Origin of the sequence: Microcystis sp. M144S2 (genome assembly GCF_020246065.1) — a bacterium.
GTDB lineage: Bacteria > Cyanobacteriota > Cyanobacteriia > Cyanobacteriales > Microcystaceae > Microcystis > Microcystis ichthyoblabe_A.
This window is the reverse complement of sequence record NZ_JADBTR010000082.1, coordinates 64256-83392: the sequence shown is the minus strand read 5'-3', so window position 1 is coordinate 83392 and position 19137 is coordinate 64256. Positions and strand designations below refer to the sequence as shown.

General features: G+C 44.9%; 14 protein-coding genes and 2 pseudogenes. 8 read left to right on the top strand and 8 right to left on the bottom strand.

Translation table 11 applies throughout. The features are described 5' to 3' along the window. Positions 1–191 precede the first annotated feature (191 nt). The 4 genes from IM462_RS11000 (at position 192) to IM462_RS10985 (ending at position 5197) form a co-directional block, all read left to right on the top strand. Entirely contained in the window at positions 192–506 is a 315-nt protein-coding gene (locus IM462_RS11000) for a hypothetical protein (protein WP_287700067.1), read from the top strand. A 137-nt stretch (positions 507–643) separates the two neighbouring features. Next, positions 644–973 carry a DUF4347 domain-containing protein gene (locus IM462_RS10995; RefSeq protein ID WP_287700068.1) on the top strand — a complete coding sequence of 110 codons (330 nt, stop codon included), beginning with the start codon at positions 644–646 and terminating at the stop codon, positions 971–973. A gap of 125 nt (positions 974–1098) precedes the next feature. Next, positions 1099–3591, top strand: a complete 2493-nt coding sequence (locus tag IM462_RS10990; protein WP_287715187.1) for an ELWxxDGT repeat protein — start codon at positions 1099–1101, stop codon at positions 3589–3591. Further along, the gene (locus IM462_RS10985; RefSeq protein WP_287700070.1) at positions 3563–5197 is read left to right on the top strand and encodes an ELWxxDGT repeat protein; all 1635 of its coding nucleotides are present in this window, start codon (positions 3563–3565) and stop codon (positions 5195–5197) included. Before IM462_RS10990 ends, IM462_RS10985 begins: the two co-directional genes overlap by 29 nt. An 823-nt stretch (positions 5198–6020) precedes the next feature. On the opposite strand, the pseudogene IM462_RS10980 reads toward IM462_RS10985, so the two are convergent. From IM462_RS10980 to IM462_RS10955, 6 genes and pseudogenes are all read right to left on the bottom strand, one after another. Continuing rightward, positions 6021–6149, bottom strand: a pseudogene (locus tag IM462_RS10980) (ISAs1 family transposase); the annotation flags it as partial. 203 nt (positions 6150–6352) lie between these two features. Continuing rightward, the gene (locus tag IM462_RS10975; RefSeq protein WP_287700071.1) at positions 6353–7162 is read right to left on the bottom strand and encodes a DNA adenine methylase; all 810 of its coding nucleotides are present in this window, start codon (positions 7160–7162) and stop codon (positions 6353–6355) included. 8 nt (positions 7163–7170) lie between these two features. After that, positions 7171–8301 carry a hypothetical protein gene (locus IM462_RS10970; protein WP_287700072.1) on the bottom strand — a complete coding sequence of 377 codons (1131 nt, stop codon included), beginning with the start codon at positions 8299–8301 and terminating at the stop codon, positions 7171–7173. A 101-nt stretch (positions 8302–8402) separates the two neighbouring features. Next, positions 8403–8648: a YlcI/YnfO family protein gene (locus tag IM462_RS10965; RefSeq protein ID WP_287700073.1), complete on the bottom strand. Its 246-nt coding sequence runs from the start codon at positions 8646–8648 to the stop codon at positions 8403–8405. 115 nt (positions 8649–8763) lie between these two features. Next, entirely contained in the window at positions 8764–10695 is a 1932-nt protein-coding gene (locus tag IM462_RS10960; protein WP_287700074.1) for a transglycosylase domain-containing protein, read from the bottom strand. Between the two features lie 152 nt (positions 10696–10847). Continuing rightward, positions 10848–11333, bottom strand: coding sequence for a pentapeptide repeat-containing protein (locus IM462_RS10955; protein WP_287700075.1), 486 nt, complete (start codon positions 11331–11333; stop codon positions 10848–10850). A 396-nt stretch (positions 11334–11729) separates the two neighbouring features. Between IM462_RS10955 and IM462_RS10950 the strand changes: the two genes are divergently transcribed. Beyond that, positions 11730–12494 carry a YebC/PmpR family DNA-binding transcriptional regulator gene (locus IM462_RS10950; RefSeq protein WP_287700076.1) on the top strand — a complete coding sequence of 255 codons (765 nt, stop codon included), beginning with the start codon at positions 11730–11732 and terminating at the stop codon, positions 12492–12494. A 215-nt stretch (positions 12495–12709) separates the two neighbouring features. Here IM462_RS10950 and IM462_RS10945 read toward each other — a convergent pair whose 3' ends face one another. Then, on the bottom strand, positions 12710–13891 hold the full coding sequence (locus IM462_RS10945; RefSeq protein WP_287700077.1) for an RtcB family protein: 1182 nt from the start codon (positions 13889–13891) through the stop codon (positions 12710–12712). 360 nt (positions 13892–14251) lie between these two features. On the opposite strand from IM462_RS10945, the gene dnaK reads away from it, so the two are divergent. The 3 genes and pseudogenes from dnaK (at position 14252) to IM462_RS10930 (ending at position 18051) form a co-directional block, all read left to right on the top strand. After that, positions 14252–16156 carry a molecular chaperone DnaK gene (dnaK, locus tag IM462_RS10940; RefSeq protein WP_104396035.1) on the top strand — a complete coding sequence of 635 codons (1905 nt, stop codon included), beginning with the start codon at positions 14252–14254 and terminating at the stop codon, positions 16154–16156. A 323-nt stretch (positions 16157–16479) separates the two neighbouring features. Beyond that, positions 16480–16695, top strand: a pseudogene (locus tag IM462_RS10935) (ISKra4 family transposase); the annotation flags it as partial. Positions 16696–16995: 300 nt separating this feature from the next. Next, entirely contained in the window at positions 16996–18051 is a 1056-nt protein-coding gene (locus tag IM462_RS10930) for a Fe(3+) ABC transporter substrate-binding protein (protein WP_287700078.1), read from the top strand. A gap of 148 nt (positions 18052–18199) precedes the next feature. Here IM462_RS10930 and IM462_RS10925 read toward each other — a convergent pair whose 3' ends face one another. After that, positions 18200–18814, bottom strand: a complete 615-nt coding sequence (locus IM462_RS10925; protein WP_287700079.1) for a DUF938 domain-containing protein — start codon at positions 18812–18814, stop codon at positions 18200–18202. Positions 18815–19137: the final 323 nt, after the last annotated feature.

The window sequence follows — 19137 nt, the reverse complement described above, 5'->3', positions numbered from 1 at the left end:
GGCGATATCCCTGGAGATATTGGACAATGTCTCAATGATGCTTCAGTTATTTCGGTTTTAGAAGAGATGTTAAAAGCCGCACTTATAGTAAATTCTTTTGAGGAGTGTAGGAAGTCTTTTAGTATCATCATAAATAAGTAGGGTGGGTAATACCTACCTTACTTAGTAAACTGTTTGAAATCATCGACAATATGATGACTTTATCCCCTGAATTACAGTCAAGTTTAGAGAGTAAAATCAAACAATTTGAGGAGGAAAGAACCATGCCTTTAATGAGTAATATGGAGTTACGAGGAATCGAACAGGGTAAGGAAATTGGGGTGCTAGAAAAAAGCCGCGATGCCATAAAAACAGTTTTAACTGTGCGGTTTGGACAAATTTCTTCAGAAATTGAAGAGATAATCGGCAAAATGACTAACCCTACTATCTTAGAAGAGCTACTAAAATTAGCAGCTACTGCTAATTCTCTCGCAGAATTTAAGCAGTTTTTGGCAAGAATCCAATAATCTTATCCTAATATCTAGAAAACGGGTTTCTTTGAGAAACCCGTTTTCTGTATAATGTTAATTTATGTTATAGAAACCTTGAAAAATTCGGGATTCTTTGCATAAAATAGTCGCATTAATCTTTTGCGGTCAGTGTCATGACTTCTACCCTGTTGCCGAGCTTTCCTGCTGTTGACGATGTTTTGTTCAATTTCGCTCAATCTGATGGCTTGAGTCAAGCTAATCGGGTGGATAGTGTGAGAAATCAGCGTTTAACCGCTACTGTAGTTTTCCTCGATGCTGGTGTTAGCGATTATCAAAGTCTCCAAGCTGGAGTAATTCCAGAAGTCGCCACTGTTATTCTCTCTCCCAACGAAGACGGAATCGAACAAATATCCGCTTTTTTACCACTGTTGAAACCTCAGATTTGTCGGATTTGCAGACATCTGGGGTTTTTCAGCCAGATATACCCTTCTTTGCCGGCTTAAGTACCTAAGCAAAATTAATGACACAAATCTAACCCCCCCCTTGCCTCTTGCCTATCTCCACTAGGAAATTTATTTTGCACCACTACCTAACTGTTTAATTTTCACCCTTTATTCAGGAAAAAGTCATGTCAACTCCTTTTTTAGTTAAAGATATCACCCCCGGTTCCTCTGGCTCCTTCCTCAGCTATCTAACGGCGGTGGGCAATACCCTGTACTTCCGGGCCTTTGACGGCGTGAACGGTGATGAATTGTGGAAAAGCGACGGCACGGCCGCAGGTACGGTTCTGGTTAAAGATATCCGCCCCGGTTCTTCTAGCCCCGACCTCCACGGTCTAACGGCAGTGGGCAATACCCTGTTCTTCATTGCCTATAGCCAGGTTGCCAGCGATGAGGAATTGTGGAAAAGCAACGGCACGGCGGCCGGTACGGTTCTGGTCAAAGATATCTTCCCGGGTTTATCTGGCTCCGGCCCCCGCAATCTAACGGCAGTAGGCAGTACCCTGTTCTTCACTGCCTATAACGACGTGAACGGTCGAGAATTATGGAAAAGCGACGGCACGGCGGCCGGTACGGTTCTGGTCAAAGATATCAACCCCGGTTCCTTTGGTCCCTACCCCTACAATCTGACGGCAGTGGGCAACACCCTGTTCTTCCAAGCCAATGACGGCGTGAACGGTGGGGAATTATGGAAAAGCGACGGCAGGGCGGCCGGTACGGTTCTGGTCAAGGATATCTGGCCCGGTTTATCTGGCTCCAGCCCCCGCCATCTGACGGCAGTGGGCAGTACCCTCTTTTTCACTGCCAATAACGGCGCAAACGGTCGGGAATTATGGAAAAGCGACGGCAGGGCGGCCGGTACGGTTCTGGTCAAAGATATCCGCCCTGGTTCCTTTGGTCCCTTTGACTCCTTCCCCTTCTCTGCGACGGCAGTGGGTAACACCCTGTTCTTCCGGGCCGATGACGGCGTTAACGGTCGAGAATTGTGGAAGAGCGACGGCACGGCGGCCGGTACGGTTCTGGTCAAAGATATCAACCCTGGTTCCTTTGGTCCCTACCCCCGCAATCTAACGGCAGTGGGTAACACCCTGTTCTTCACTGCCGATGACGGCGTTAACGGTCGAGAATTGTGGAAGAGCGACGGCACGGCGGCTGGCACGGTTCTGGTCAAAGACATCCGCCCCGGTTCCGGTGGCTCCTACCCCGGCAATCTAACGGCGGCGGGCTGTACCCTGTACTTCACTGCCAATGGCGGCGTGAACGGTCAGGAATTGTGGAAAAGCGACGGCACGGCGGCCGGCACGATTCTGGTGGCCGACATCATCCCCGGTGCCTCTGGCTCCGACCCCCGGGGCCTGAGAGTAGTGGGCAGCACCCTGTACTTCACTGCCGATGACGGCGTGAACGGTTGGGAGTTGTGGGCCTTAAATGTGGGTAGTCCCACAGTTCCCACCCTCGCTATTGCCGCCACCAGTGCCAATCAAACCGAGGGCAATAGTGGCAGTAAAGCCTTTACCTTCACCGTCACTCGTGCGGATAACACCACCGGAAGCAATAACGTCAACTGGGCAGTTACCGGCACTGGCACTTTTCCCGCTAACGCTGCCGATTTTGTCGGAGGAGTGTTACCCAGTGGGGTAGTGAGTTTTGCCCCGGGAGAAAGCAGTAAGGTGATTACTGTTAACGTCCGGGGAGATACAACGATAGAACCGAACGAAAACTTTACCGTCACCCTCTCCAATCCCACCAACGGAGCTACTCTCGGCACTCCATCTACGGCAACCGCGACCATTGTTGACGAGGACCCCGCCCCTTTTTTAGTTAAAGATATCTACCCCGGTTCCTTTGGTCCCTACCCCGGCAATCTGACGGCCCGGGGCAATACCCTGTTCTTCACTGCCTATGACAGCGTTAACGGTGAGGAATTGTGGAGGAGCGACGGCACAGCGGCCGGTACAGTTGCGGTTGCCGACATCAGCCCCGGTGACTATGGCTCCTACCCCAGCAATCTGAGGGTGGTGGGCAGTACCCTGTTCTTCCGGGCCTATGACAGCGTGAACGGCTTTGAATTATGGAAGAGCGACGGCACGGCGGCTGGCACGGTTCTGGTCAAAAACATCAGCCCCGGTGACTCTAGCTCCGGCCCCGGCAATCTGACGGCGGTGGGCAGTACCCTGTTCTTCAGTGCCTTTGACAGCGTGAACGGTCGAGAATTATGGAAAAGCGACGGCACGGCGGCTGGCACGGTTCTACTCAAGAACATCAGCCCCGGTGACTCTACCTCCGACCCCAACAATCTAACGGCGGTGGGCAACACCCTGTTCTTCAGTGCCAGAGGTGTGAACGGTGAGGAATTATGGAAGAGCGACGGCACGGCGGCGGGTACGGTTCTGGTCAAGAATATCCGCCCCGGTTCCTCTAGCTCCGGCCCCGGCAATCTAACAGCAGTGGGCAACACCCTGTTCTTCACTGCCAGTGACGGCGTGAACGGTCGGGAATTATGGAAAAGCGACGGCACGGCGGCCGGTACGGTTCTGGTTAAGGATATTTTTCCCGGTTCCTCTTACTCCCCCCCCCCGCAATCTAACGGCGGTGGGCAACACCCTCTTTTTCACTGCTAATGACAGCGTGAACGGTCGGGAATTGTGGAAGAGCGACGGCACGGAGGCCGGTACGGTTCTGGTCAAAGATATTTTTCCCGGTTTCTATCGTCTCTACCCCAGCAGTCTGACGGCGGTGGGTAACACCCTCTTCTTCACTACCAATGACGACAATGAAGGCTTTGAATTATGGAAAAGCGACGGCACGGCGGCCGGTACGGTTCTGGTGGCTGACATCAACCCCGGTGGCTCTAGCCCCAACCCCCGCAATCTGACGGCAGTGGGCAACACCCTGTTCTTCACTGCCGATGACGACGTTAACGGTACTGAATTATGGAAAAGCGACGGCACGGCGGCCGGCACGATTCTGGTGGGGGACATCCGCCCCGGTTCCAATGGCTCTAACCCCCGTAATCTGAGAGTAGTGGGCAGCACCCTGTTCTTCACTGCCGATAACGGCGTTAACGGTGAGGAGTTGTGGGCCGTGAGTACCCCCGCCATCCCCACCCTCGCTATTGCCGCCACCAGTGCCAATCAAACCGAGGGCAACAGTGGCAGTAAAGCCTTTACCTTCACCGTCACTCGTGCGGTTAATACCACGGGAACCAATAACGTTAACTGGGCAGTTACCGGCAGCGGCAGCAATCCCGCCAATGCCACGGATTTTGTCGGGGGATTGTTACCGTCAGGAACCGTGAGTTTTGCCGCCGGGGAAACCTCAAAAGTAATTACTGTTAACGTTCGGGGGGATACGGCAGTAGAACTGAACGAAAACTTTACCGTCACCCTCTCCAATGCCACCAACGGTGCTACCATTACCACCGCTACTGCCACTGGAACCATCAATAATGATGACTTTATCGGTACTTCTGGTCCGGACACCCTTGTGGGTACTTCTGGAGCAGATGCCATGACTGGATTAGCCGGAAATGATACTTATACGGTAAATAACGCCGGGGATTTGGTGATTGAAGCTCTCAACCAGGGAACCGATACCGTGCAAGCTTCCATTTTCTATACTCTTCCCAACAACGTGGAAAATCTCCTTCTCACTGGCACTGGTAATCTTAATGGCACGGGTAATGCCTTAAATAACCAGATTACAGGGAATAGTGGCAATAATAGCCTTAATGGTGCTGCTGGAACCGATACCCTAATCGGTGGCGCTGGTAACGATAGCCTCAATGGTGCTGCTGGAATCGATACTTTAACCGGTGGGGTGGGGACAGACATCTTCATCTTCCAGTTTAGTCAGTCCACCTCGGCAGCCCTAGACCGAGTTACGGATTTTGCTATTGGTACTGATAAGATTGACCTGCTTAGTCAAGCTGGTGGGGCCATTAATGCCCCGGTCGCTTTTACCCGGGCGGCAAATAGCACCACGACCAACATTAACACCATTGTTACTAACGTCTTTACCGATGCTAATGGCGCAACAGCCGGAAATCAAGCTCTCGGAACTAACCGGGCTGCTTTAGTGCGGGACAATAGTTCTTCTACTTACCTAATTGTCAACAACGGTACAGCAGGCTTCCAAAGTGCTAATGATTTGGTGATTAATCTGACTGGGTTAACGGGTACTTTACCGGCGCTCGGCACTATTGCGGTCAATAGTTTCTTTGTCTAATACTAAATCCAGTTATTAAAAACTGATTATGTATTCTCCCTTTTGCCTTTTGCCTCTCCTGATATGTAGCCTATGCTCAACGGATTTGGTATAAATTGATGGGGGGGATTCTTAAATCGAGTTCCCCCATTCACCAGCCATCAACTCATCGGCTCTGACAGGCGATCGCCATTGGTGCGAGTTTCAAACGTAAGCGTCAAAGTTGATCACAGGAAAGGAGATGGCGATCGCAGTGGGGGGCGGTCACTATGGCGTAAACTCAAGGGGGATTAGTGCAATCAGTAACGTTTAATTCATGACCAATAGACCTCGACCTAATATTATCTCAAGACTATAGTCATTTCAGATAAGTCTGATACAGTCTAAACCGACAAAATCCTTATGAACTCTGGGATTGATATTCTCAATCTTAATTGAAATGACTAAGTAGCTGGTTATAATACCATTTCTCTAAATGAAAACTACACATCGAATTTAAGTCACCCTTTTTAAGGGGGATTTAGGGGGATTAAAATTCTGTAGTCAGACTTTGGAGAATTGGTATAATTAAATTAAAAATGGATTTTAGGTTCGATCCCCCCTGCCCCCTAGGGTTGATTCATTTAAATTAAGTATAGCTGATTTTGAGTCAATAAATTTGATCGAAGATTCTCAAGTTTATCTTTTTCTAATCAAAAGAGTTAGTCACAATAACTAATATTTAATCCTCTGCCAATATTTATTATGAATAAATTGATAAAGCTTCTTCCCAAGCCACTAAAGCCTATCTCTCTTGAAATTATCTGAGATTATATCCTGTTAATTTAGCTAATTTTTCTGCTTCTTACGTCGATAAAACTATCAGGTTTCCCCAACGTTCAGCTAACCACCTCTGTCCCTCTGTTATTGAGAGAAAACCCAAACCTCTGAAAAGATTCAATCCTATGGTTGTGAGAATTGACCAATTGCTTAAGGATTTTAATTCTTCTACTGACTCAGCAACATTAATATTAGGGACTCCACTCATTGCCTTTTTACTACATAAGTTATACCTTTACCAAGTATGACATACTTTTTGAAAAATGGTATAAGATGTACCCGATGAGGATTTTTCCAAATCTTCATCAATAATGCTGGCTAAATTATGGTAGATAAATACTCAACTACAATCTGGCACTAATAATTTTTGATCATTAATTCTCTGCCGGATGCCGCCGATCCTTGTTTATAATTATTCATGCCATACTGAAGATTCCACTCGATAATATGGGCAAAATCAAAGAGTTTTCGTATCTCTGGACAATCATCGTAGGTAATTAACCATTTAGCCTGACATTGACGCATATTATCGGCAAAACGTTGATGATCGAAGCTGGTATGTAAATTCCCTCTTACACCGTACAAACGGGATTTTGTGGCACTATAGTAGGGGGGATCGAGAAAGATAAAAACTTCTTTTCCCTCAGCAAATAATAATTCTTCGTAGTCTTGGTTAGTAATTTTTACCGATGCTAATAACGGCGCAATTTGAGTTAATCTGGCTATCGATGAATCAGTAAATCTACTGGTAAAAGCTGCTTGGGAATAGCCACCAGAATCGACTGTTCCCGAAAAAGTAATCCGATTTAAGATAAAAAAACGCACCGCTTTCTCAAAGTCGGTTAACTTTAAATCTTCCCTTGTCAAATCTTGAAATAATTCTCGTCCGCTATCATATTTCTGTTTAATTTCTGTTATTTTTGCTACCAATAAATCAATATTTTCTTGAGCGCATTGCCAGAAACAATATAAATCATAATTTAAGTCATTAATCCAATAGGTTTTTATCTGTTGTTCAAAGAGTTGCTTAACAGCAAAAAACACAGAACCACCACCAAAAAAAGGTTCTCGATATTCCCTAATATTGACAGGAATTTGCGGCAGAATTTGCTTAATTGCCCGGGATTTACCACCCGGATAACGCAAGGGACTTTTAATTTTTGACATTTTATTTACTAATTAGCTCCTATCTCGATTTCGAGCTTTTTATTGGTTTGAACTTCAACTAAAAGCTTTCTAATTATTTCCTGCTCTCTCTCCTTCAGATTATCCGAGTTTAACACAAGAAATTTTTCGAGATTTTCCAATTGACAAGGTAAAGTAATTTTGTCTTTAATACCTTTACCTGTAAGTTTTAACTTTGACACAAAATTTATGGATTGATTGTTTAAGTTAATGGAGTCTATATTGGAATACAGAATTAATTTAAAAAGACCATCTTGTATATCAGTTAAATCTGGCAGCCCCTTCCTTGTAGAATTTTTAGACTCCTGAATGTAATATTGATCTTTTATATATAAAATTTCGTCTGGTGCTAGATAATAAGTTCCTCCCAAATAGTTTTCAATACAGAAGTTTGCTTTCCTTCCATCGACTAAATATTCATGTTTATGTACTGTAACTGATTCCCTTTCACTTGCCATTTTAGAGCCTTTTAGAGATATATTTTTGAATTCTTCAAAATCAAGCATAACTGCTTTTAGATATTGTCCCATACTAGCTTGAGAATGAGTAAAAACACCAGTATTGTCAGAGATATTTTTATAAGAATTAAGAGCCTGTTGAAAAGTCGAAGTAAACTTTTCTTCTAATAAACTTTTATTCCAATGTAAAGCACTTTGCTTGTAATTTAAAATTTCTTTTATTTGATTCTTAATAAATTCATTATTAAACTTTTGTTTGGTAAGTTTGTGTTTATTTTCCTGTTTTGTTTTTTGACTTTTCTCCGCATTTTCATAGTATCCAAGAACTATATATATATTGAGTAAATTCATCCATGAAACTGTAGAATATTGAAGCTTATCTAAGTCTCCATCTCTTCCCTCATCTTTAATAATCGGTATTATTGTCAATATTTTTGATGCATTATATGTGTTATAAATTCTGGCAAATGGATAACTTCTGGTTCGCTTAGGGGAAACCCACTTGGAATAAGCGACTTCTGTATTTTGTGCCTCTATAATTCCATAAGCTCTGGATTCATTAACATCAAATTGTTCCAAACATACTCTGTCTAAAGATTCTGTTAGACAGGCTGTATATTTTACATCTCTAATAAATCCAGTCAAATTCAAGACTTCGCTCATATTATGAAATTACGATCAAACTAATTGGATTAAAAGACAGCCTAACGGTTGAACTCACCCGCCTTGTCAAAGTCTAGCACAAAGTCTGGTGCAGTGATATGTCAGACAGTCGGCAGCCGGTCATAGGCTTCTGGCTCGACATCGGGAACTTTTGTTAAGATTACCTCATACTTTTCTCGACTTCCCTTTTTGGACTTTTCTATTAGGTAATTTTCTGTCATCAACGCTGAAAGTTTCTCAGCGATTGCAGTAGAGATAAATTGATCGATCGAAATTCCATCACGAGCCGCTAGATCATCTAAACTTTTCTGTAATGAGTCGGGAATTTGAACTTGGATGGTACTCATGGTAACTTACCTATTAATCGTAGGAAACCTGAAGGCTCAAAGCGTGGGTTTCATTTTTAACCTAGCCACCTTTACTCGATCGATAAATTACGATCAAACCAATTAGATTAACCATCTACTTAACTGTTGGTTTGCGGAATTTGGAGGGAGAAGGAAAATATTCTACTCGTTCATTTTTCAGCGCTTGTGCCATAAAATCGCGCCAAATGGGAGCGGCAAAACCACCACCGGTGATACCTTTACCTAAAGTGCGATTTTGGTCATCTCCAATCCACACTGCGGTGGCTAATTGGGGAACATAACCAACAAACCAGACATTTTTCTCGTTATCGGTAGTACCGGTTTTTCCCGCTGCCGGACGACCGATTTGAGCCGAGGTTGCTGTTCCCCCTTGAATAACTCCCTGTAGGACAGAATTGAGAGAAGCGGTGGCCCAGGGGTCTAAAACTAGCTTCGGTTTGGGTGTATTATCGAGCATGACGTTACCCCGACTATCAGTAACACGCATGATAAAGGTAGGCTCGGAATGCCAGCCATTACTGGCAAAAGTAGCGTAGGCCCCCGCCATTTCCAGAGGAGTCACATCCACGGATCCCAAAGGTAAAGAAGTGACGGCAATTAAAGGACTCTCGAAACCCAGCAGACGACAGACTTCAATGACTTTATTGATCCCGACGCGACGACCGAGAATAACTGCGGGAATATTCAGAGACTGCATCAGAGCGCTACGCAGGGAAACCGGACCAGAAAAGCCGCCACCGTAGTTTTTTGGGCTATAGAAGCCACCGGCCTCACGAAAACGGACAGGAGCATCATTAACCACCGTTTCAGGGGTAAAACGACCACTAGCGAAGGCAGTATAATAGACGAAGGGTTTAAAAGCTGACCCCGGTTGACGACGGGATTGAATGGCCCGGTTTAATTGACTTTTATTGTAATCAACACCACCGACGAGCGCCTTGACGAAATGGGTGCGGGGATCCACCGCGACTAGAGAAATTTGTAGGTCTTTGGTGCGAATACCGCGACGACGCAAGCTATTATAGGCCTTTTGAATGGTGGACTCGGCCATGTTTTGAAAGTCGAGATCGATCGTAGTTTGAATCCGCATTCCCCCTTTAGTTAGGGTTTCCTTGCCAAATTTTTGCCGCAATTCTGCCACCACTGCATCGGTAACGTAGGGTAATTTACTTTCTTGCCAAGCGGTGGGTTTACCCACTTTCAGAGGTTCCTTTAAAGCGGCCTCTTCCTGTGCGGGGGTAATCCAACCCAAGGTACGCATCCGACTGAGAACCAGTGCCTGTCTTTCCTTGGCGGTTTTATAATTATTAAAAGGACTATAAACTTCCGGCGCTTGGATTATTCCCGCCATCATCGCCGATTCTGCTAAATTTAACTCGGAGGCGGGTTTATTAAAATAACTTTTAGCGGCGGTTTGGACTCCGTAATTATTATGACCCCAATAGATATTATTAAGGTACATTTCCAGAATGTCATTTTTGCTAAAAACCTGTTCCACTCGTACTGCCAGGACTGCCTCGGCTAATTTACGGCTAACAGTACGCTGATGGGAAAGAAAGATATTTTTGACTAACTGCATGGTGAGGGTAGATGCACCTTCTACCACACCGCCACTTTTCCAGTTAGCCACTACTGCCCGACCGATACTATTAGGATTAATACCACGATGGTGATAAAAATGGCTATCTTCGATCGCCATCACTGCGCGTTTTAGATTGGGAGAGATTTGATCGAGTTCCACCACTTCCCGATGCGCTTCCCCGTGTAAGCTGGTCAGGGGTCTGCCTTTAACATCGTAGATATAACTGGTTTCCGTGGGAACGTAACCGCGTAAAATCCTGACGTCTGGTAGATTGCGGTAACTAATCGCCAATCCTACCACAGCCCCCGTCACCACGGCCGTGGATACCATCAACAGGCCCAGAACAGTCCCCCCCGCGACTCTGGAGACTCCTTGGAAAAAGCTATCCGAGTCACTACTAGGTTTCTGCTCTTTGTCTTGATTGCCGAGGGTACTGGTGGACACGATGGTTACAATTTCCTTTTTCCAAGAGGGGACTGATCGATCGAACTGACTGGCTTGAAAGTCTATTCTAAAGGTTGTGTTAAAAAATCGAATACTAGCTTACAGCAATTATGGCCGATCTGGCTCTAGTTCGATCGGTCATGACAGCGCGATTAGGGACAAAACAGGGTATCGCGAGTATTTCTGCCAGTTACTGGGTTAGTTCCCGTGGCTATCTCACAAAGATATTTTTCCACATCGGAGCGAATAATTGCATCGGTAAAATCGGCTCCGTCGATAATTGCACCTTTGATTAAAATGTTAGTGGCGAAAGCTCCTTCGAGAACGGCATTGGTAAAGTTGGCTCTGGTTAAACGGGCCGATTCTAAATCCACATTTCTCATATTGGCATCGCTAAAGTCGGCCCCCTCCAAGTTGGCAGAAAAAAAGCGCACTCCTTCTAGATTGGCATGACTGAAGTTACTACCGCGCAGATTAGAGTGATCGAAGGTGGAATCGCGCAAATCCTGCCCCGCAAAGTCATTATCGGTCAAATTACGGTTATTATAACTTAGCGCCTGGGCCGGAGCTAAAAAGGATAATAATACTAATATACTAGCAAACAAGGTTAGTAGAGTTTTGCGAGAAAATTGCGCCATATTGCCACCTGATCAATCAACCTTTTCTATAATAAGCTGTACTGGATTTAAACCGCATATCACATTGGGAATCTTAGTACAAATGCTCGAACTAGCCGCCCCCCCTATAGCTTCCAAACAGGATTTATGATCATTAGACCTCTTGGATAATTAATTTTTGATGGTTCAAAAACGGCAAAAATAAGAATTAAACAGCCTAAAATCTGTAAATAGACCATTTAGTTAATTATTATTCATTCTTAATTCTCCTGACGACCGGCTACTGACTCCTAACCCTAACAACAATTTTTAGTTTTCACAAGAGGTCTATTACCCTGCACTCGTTGACAATTATCCCCAGATTTACCAAGGGCGATCGATCTGCTAGATTTTTGATGTTGGATATCTTAGATAGATATGGCTGGTCATAGTAAATGGGCAAATATTAAACGACAAAAAGCCCGGGTTGATGCCAAAAAAGGTAAAACTTTCACCCAGTTATCCCGGGCCATTATCGTGGCTACGCGTAACGGTGTTCCCGATCCGGCGGGCAATTTTCAGCTACGCACGGCGATCGAAAAAGCCAAGGCGGCCGGTATTCCTAATGACAATATCGAAAGAGCGATCGCTAAAGGGGCGGGAACTTGGGAAAATGACTCAGCTTTTGAGGAAATTCGCTACGAGGGTTATGGTCCCGGGGGTGTGGCGATCCTGATCGAAGCACTGACCGATAATCGCAATCGCACGGCTGCGGATCTGCGGGCGGCTTTTAGCAAAAATGGCGGTAATTTAGGTGAAACGGGCTGTGTAGGCTGGATGTTTGACCATAAGGGAGTAATTCGTCTTGAGGGAACTATTGATGAGGATAAGCTTTTAGAAGCTTCCCTAGAGGGCCAGGCCCAATCCTACGAGTTTTTTGACAGTGCGGAGGAAGGTCAAGGAGCAGAAGTGTTTACTGAGGTGTCTAACCTGGAGAGATTGAATAAGGTTCTGCAAGCAGCGGGATTTAAGGTCAAAGAAGCAGAATTACGCTGGATTCCCACTAATACCCTAGAAGTGAGCGATCGAGACCAGGCCCGTTTTTTATTGAAGTTAATCGACACCCTAGAATCCCTCGATGATGTGCAATCGGTAACGGCTAATTTTGATTTAGTCGAAGAGTTGATGTTACTGGATCTGTGATCCTAAATCCCTAGGCAGTGATCACTGATCAGATTTGAGTTTTCAGTGAGCGGTATGAAGTGAGAGTAAGTAGTGGGACAATCTTGATTACTGATCACTGATTACTGTTTACTGATCACTGATTACTGATTCTGGGCCCAATCAAGAAATAATCTGTCCCCAAAATCCCGTAAAAATTCGGGTTCCGTAAAAATCGATCGCTCTGGCCATGATTTTTAACCTTTGACACACATCACCTGCTTGAGAGTGGCGACAATTTCCACTAGATCAGCCTGTTGATTCATCACCTGTTGGATCGGTTTATAGGCCCCTGGAATCTCATCAATAACGCCCTCATCCTTGCGGCATTCAACCCCTTGGGTTTGGGCGATTAAATCATCAAGAGTAAAGGTTTTTTTAGCCAGATTTCTCGACATCAAGCGCCCGGCCCCGTGGGAACAGGAACAGAAGCTATTATGTTCCCCTTTGCCCTTAACAATATAAGATTGCGCTCCCATGGAACCGGGGATAATACCATAATCGGTTTCTCTAGCGCGGACGGCTCCTTTTCGGGTGACATAAACCTCCTCACCAAAATGAATTTCTTTTTCGGCATAATTGTGATGACAATTAACCACTAAGAGGGGTTTAGTTGGTTTGCCTCCCGCTAGATGTTTTTCAACAATGCGTTTAAATCTAGCCATCATAATTTCCCGATTATAACGGGCATATTCCTGGGCCCATTGTAGATCGTGCCAGTAGGCGGTAAATTCTTCTGTACCGGCGACAAAGTAGGCCAGATCGAGGTCGGGTAATTTACATTCTGCTAGTTTGGCTAACTCTTTGGCAGTATCAATATGACATTGGGCCAGTTGATTACCAATACCTCTAGAACCGGAATGGAGCATTAACCAAACTTGATTATCTGTATCTAAACAAATTTCGATAAAGTGATTACCACCCCCCAGAGAACCCATTTGTTTAAGGGCTTTTTTCTCTAGGTTTTGTACCCCTCGATGAATCTGTTTAAATTCCGCCCATTTTGGCCATTTAGTTACTTCCCGATCCACTTCTTTATTTTCAGCAAAACCGACGGGAATATTCGCCTCCACATCGAGGCGAATTTTTTTAAGTTTTCCCTGCAATTGTTCACCGGTAAAAGGCATTTTTAGGGCAGCCATGCCGCAACCAATATCGACTCCGACGGCGGCAGGAATTACGGCATCTTTGGTGGCAATCACCGAACCGACTAAAGCGCCTTTACCCAAGTGAACATCGGGCATTAAAGAAATGTGTTTATAAACAAAAGGTAGGGAAGCGACATTTTTAGCCATTTGGGTTTCTTGGGGTCCCAATTCATGGCCCGCCCAAGATAAAATCGGTGTCGGTGTGGAAAGTTCCAGAGTTTCGTAAGTCATATTTTTTATGAAATAATCAGATAAAAAGCGGATACAACCAAGACAATAAGGCAATTGAGATTCTGCGATAATTAGATAAATTGTGATCGGCGATCGTGTTTTAGCGCCAGAGGATAAGCTGTTGACTATCTAAATTACTCGTTCAGACTGCCCCCACGACAATTGTTAACTTTCACCGGAGGTTTACTGACTACTGTAATACTACCAAAAAGGTTCGGATACCTACACTATCGAGAAAGCGGGGTTATTTTGCACTATAGAGATAACGAAGGAACTGATAGGGGTGGGTATCGCCTAAAAACCGAGTACAGTTCCGATTCTAGAAGTCACTATAATTTGTATCGGAGCAGCACAAAGATTATGGGAAAAGTAGTTGGAATTGACTTAGGGACGACTAACTCCTGCGTCGCGGTTATGGAAGGGGGTAAACCCACCGTTATCGCCAACGCCGAAGGATTTAGAACCACGCCCTCAGTCGTCGCCTACGCCAAAAGTGGCGATCGCCTAGTAGGACAAATCGCCAAACGTCAAGCGGTAATGAACCCGCAAAATACTTTTTATTCCGTCAAACGCTTCATCGGCAGGAAATTCAACGAAGTTACCAACGAAGCCACAGAAGTATCCTACAAAACTCTCCAGGACGGCAACGGCAACGTTAAATTAGACTGTCCCGCCCAGGGCAAACAATTCGCCCCCGAAGAAATTTCCGCCCAGGTACTGCGGAAACTGGTGGAAGATGCCAGTAAATACCTCGGCGAAACCGTTACCCAAGCAGTCATCACCGTACCCGCTTATTTTAATGACTCCCAACGTCAAGCCACCAAAGATGCCGGGAGAATTGCTGGGGTTGAAGTTCTCCGCATTATCAACGAACCCACTGCCGCCTCTCTTGCCTACGGATTAGACAAAAAAGCTAACGAAACCATTCTCGTTTTTGACTTGGGTGGGGGAACCTTTGACGTATCGGTTCTAGAAGTGGGTGATGGTGTCTTTGAAGTTCTCGCTACCTCTGGAGATACTCATCTCGGTGGTGATGACTTCGATAAAAAAATCGTTGATTATCTAGCCGGAGAATTCAAAAAAGTTGAAGGAATAGATCTCCGTCAAGATAAACAGGCCCTGCAACGTCTCACAGAAGCGGCAGAAAAAGCCAAAATTGAGCTTTCTAGCGTTACCCAAGCGGAAATTAACCTGCCCTTCATCACCGCTACCGCCGAAGGGCCAAAACACCTAGATACCACGTTAACCAGAGCTAAATTTGAGGAAATTTGCGCCGATTTAATCGATCGCTGTCGCATTCCCGTCGAAAACGCCATCCGTGATGCCAAAATCGATAAATCTGCCCTCGATGAAGTGGTTCTCGTCGGTGGTTCAACCCGGATTCCCGCCGTCCAGGAATTAGTTAAAAAAGTTCTGGGCAAAGATCCCAACCAAAGCGTTAACCCCGATGAAGTGGTAGCCGTCGGTGCTGCCATTCAAGGTGGTGTTCTCGCCGGTGAAGTCAAAGATATTCTTCTGCTTGATGTTTCGCCCCTGTCTTTGGGTGTGGAAACCCTCGGCGGTGTGATGACGCGGATTATTACCCGCAACACCACTATTCCCACCAAAAAATCGGAAGTTTTCTCCACAGCAGTGGATGGACAAACTAACGTGGAAATCCACGTCCTGCAAGGGGAACGGGAAATGGCCAAAGATAACAAGAGTTTGGGAACTTTCCGACTCGATGGCATCCCTCCCGCTCCTCGTGGTGTGCCTCAAATCGAAGTGGTTTTCGACATCGATGCTAACGGTATTCTCAATGTCACCGCTAAGGATAAAGGTACAGGAAAAGAACAATCGATCAGCATCACTGGCGCTTCTACCTTGCCCCAAAATGAAGTGGAACGCATGGTAAATGAGGCAGAATCGAACGCCTCGGTCGATAAGGAACGTCGCGAACGCATTGAACGCAAAAATCAAGCTGATTCCCTGGTTTATCAAGCTGAGAAGCAGTTGGAAGAGTTAGGCGATAAGGTTCCTCCATCTGAGAAAAATAAAGCCCAAGGGTTGATTAAAGACCTGGAAGAAGCGATCGCTCAAGACGATGATGGTAAGATCAAAACCATCCTACCGGAATTACAACAAGCCCTCTACGCGATCGGTAGCAGTATGTATCAGCAAGGGGCCCCTAGTAATCCCACCGGTGGCAATGATGATAATGGCCCCTCTGGTGGTGCTGGTGGTGGCGATGATGTCATCGACGCGGAATTCTCCGACGCTAAATAAAAATTAAGTTCTTAGCTTCGGGAAGGACACAAGTTAACTTGTGTCCTTTTTTTGTTGCAGCTTTCTTAAAGATAAGGCTATCACCGAAAATGGCTCTTCTGAGTTTGGTATGCTTCTCGGCGGTTTATCAGGAGCTTAAGGGCTTGAAACACCTTTCTAATACCAATTCTCCAAAGTCTGACTACAGAAGTTTAATCCCCCTAAATCCCCCTTAAAAAGGGTGACTTAAATTCGATGTGTAGTTTTCATTTAGAGAAATGGTATTAGATGTTTATTAAATTGACATTTTGCTAGTTGATTTTACATGGTAAGTTCGGAAGAACCAGAATTTCATCGTTTATTTAAACAAGCATAAACATCGAATTGTCAATTATGATTATTTGCAGGCAGAGGGCATTTCCATTGGCTCTGGCGACCTTGAATCAAAAATTAAACAAATTGCTCATCGTCTTAAAATTACTGGTGCAAGTTGGGAATCTGGTAATGTACCGCAAGTCCTTCGTCATCGCTGTGCTTATCTAAATGGTTGCCTTTTTTAACTTTCTTATTGATCTCATTAAGCATTTATACTTATTGCAAAGGTGAGATGCTCCCATTTGACTCTCGCTGCTCTCATTCCACAATACCCTCGATCGAGCTTAGGGTAACATTTTGGGCTTATTGAACTTAACTAGCGATAGATTCGAGGGTTTATTAGCCTCATTAAAACAAAAAACCCTTATTTTACCAGTATTTTCCCCCATCTACCGCCCTAGCCCGACAAATAATTTTTCGCACAGATAAGAATTATTCTCAATAGCTGTACAATAGGAAAAGACAACTTTACCAAGAATCGAGCAATGAACGATAAAATAACTCGGAGAGTCTTTCTAGGCGCAGGAACAGCCACCTTAGCCCTAACGGTGGGGCAATTAGGGAAAATAAACGAGGTTTCCGCCCAAACTAAACAATTAAACCTCTATTCCTCCCGTCACTACAACACCGACCGACGATTGTATGACAACTTCACCCGACAAACGGGAATAAAAATTAACCTTGTCGAAGGGGAAGCAGACCCATTAATCGAACGGATCAAAAGCGAAGGCCGCAATAGTCCTGCTGATATACTCCTGACGGTAGATGCCGGGAGATTATGGCGGGCCGACCAACAGGGAATTTTTGCCCCCGTCAATTCCCGCATTCTCACCCAAAGAATTCCCGCTAATTTGCGTCACCCCAAAGGTCACTGGTTTGGGTTTAGTAAACGCTTGCGGGTAATCATGTATAACAAAGACAGAGTTAACCCCAGAGAAATCGATTCCTATGGGGATTTAACCAATCCCAAATGGAAAGGAAAAGTCGTCACTCGGTCATCTAGTAACATCTATAGTCAATCTTTTACCGCTTGGTTAATCGACATCCAAGGAGAAGCAGCCGCAGAAAAATGGTGTCGAGGATTAGTGGCTAATTTTGCCCGTTCACCCCAGGGCAATGATAAGGCACAAATCGAAGCTGTCGCCGCAGGAATTGCCGATTTAGCTCTAGCTAACACCTATTACTTAGCTGGGTATGCCGAAGAAAAAGACCCCGCTAAACGGGCAATTTATGACCAAGTAGGCGTAATTTTCCCCGACCAAACAGGGCGCGGCGCTCACGTTAATATTAGCGGTGGTGGTTTAATTAAAACCGCCCCCAATCGAGAATCGGCCATTAAATTTTTAGAGTATCTTTCTAGCAATGAAGCACAGAACTTTTTTGCTAAGGGTAATCAAGAATATCCCGTCGTTCGAGGCGTTGCTTTAGACCCTGTTCTGGCAAAACTCGGACGCGGGAAGGAAGATACAGTTAGTGTGGCTAATTATGGTCCTAATTTAGCCAAAGCAGTACAGGTAATGAATCGCGCTGGTTGGAAATAAGTTATCAGTTATCAGTTATCAGTTATCAGTGAAAATTATGAATTATGAATTATGAAGTTAGGAAAATTGAAGATATATTTTGGTTTCGATCCCCCCTTAATCCCCCCTTAATAAGGGGGGCATCTGACAGTTTTTAACACCTAACCACTTATGTTAAGGCAAATAAAACCGAGAGATTATTAGCGGGCATAGGAATTACTTCTAACAATTGTAAACCTCGATCGCTCGCTGCTTGCACCACATCTTCTAAATTCCTAACTCCCCAAGCAGAATTTTGAGAACGGAGAGAAAAATCAAAGCTTTCATTACTAGGAGAAGTATGTTTTCCCTGTCGTTTATAGGGACCATAAAGATAGAGAATTTCCCCCGAACTGAGAATGCGACTCGCTCCTGCCATTAAAGCTAAACAAGCGGACCAGGGGGCGATATGAATCATATTAATATTAACAATGGCATTAATAACGATATTTTCCTTCTCTACCGCCCAAACTGACTGATGAACATCGATAAATAGGGGGCGATCGAGATTAGAACTAGGATAATAATCACACCAACTGCGAATACTATCTAGAGCCAGAGGGTTACAATCCGAGGGAATCCAACGACGAGGAGCAAGACGAGGGGCAAAAAAAACAGCGTGTTCACCCGTGCCGCTAGATATTTCTAGAATATTCCCAGTCTTCGGTAAAAATTGGCTGAGAACTTCCAAAATCGGCTGACGATTGCGTTCCGTTGCCGGGGCGTATTGACGTAAATCAGACATAACTGCAGCGTTTCTTATAAAGATGAAGCGTAACCTAATTTAGTATCGAGGACCATCTCCCTTCTCCTCAATTCATAATTCATAATTACCAATCCTCAAACAGATTATATTACCCTTGGCAGTGCCTTGAGTCCGATCGCCGCTCCAGAAAAATATTAAGTTTTATTAAGAAGTTAGTGACAAAAGACCAGCTTTAATCTCTATTATCGTAGTAAGTGGCTTTTGACCCGAATCAAGCCGGTCAAGATAAATAGTAACTTTTGCCCATCATCAAACAACGATTGTCAGTCTAACTAAAACAGTCGCTGTGGCGATGCCCTCAT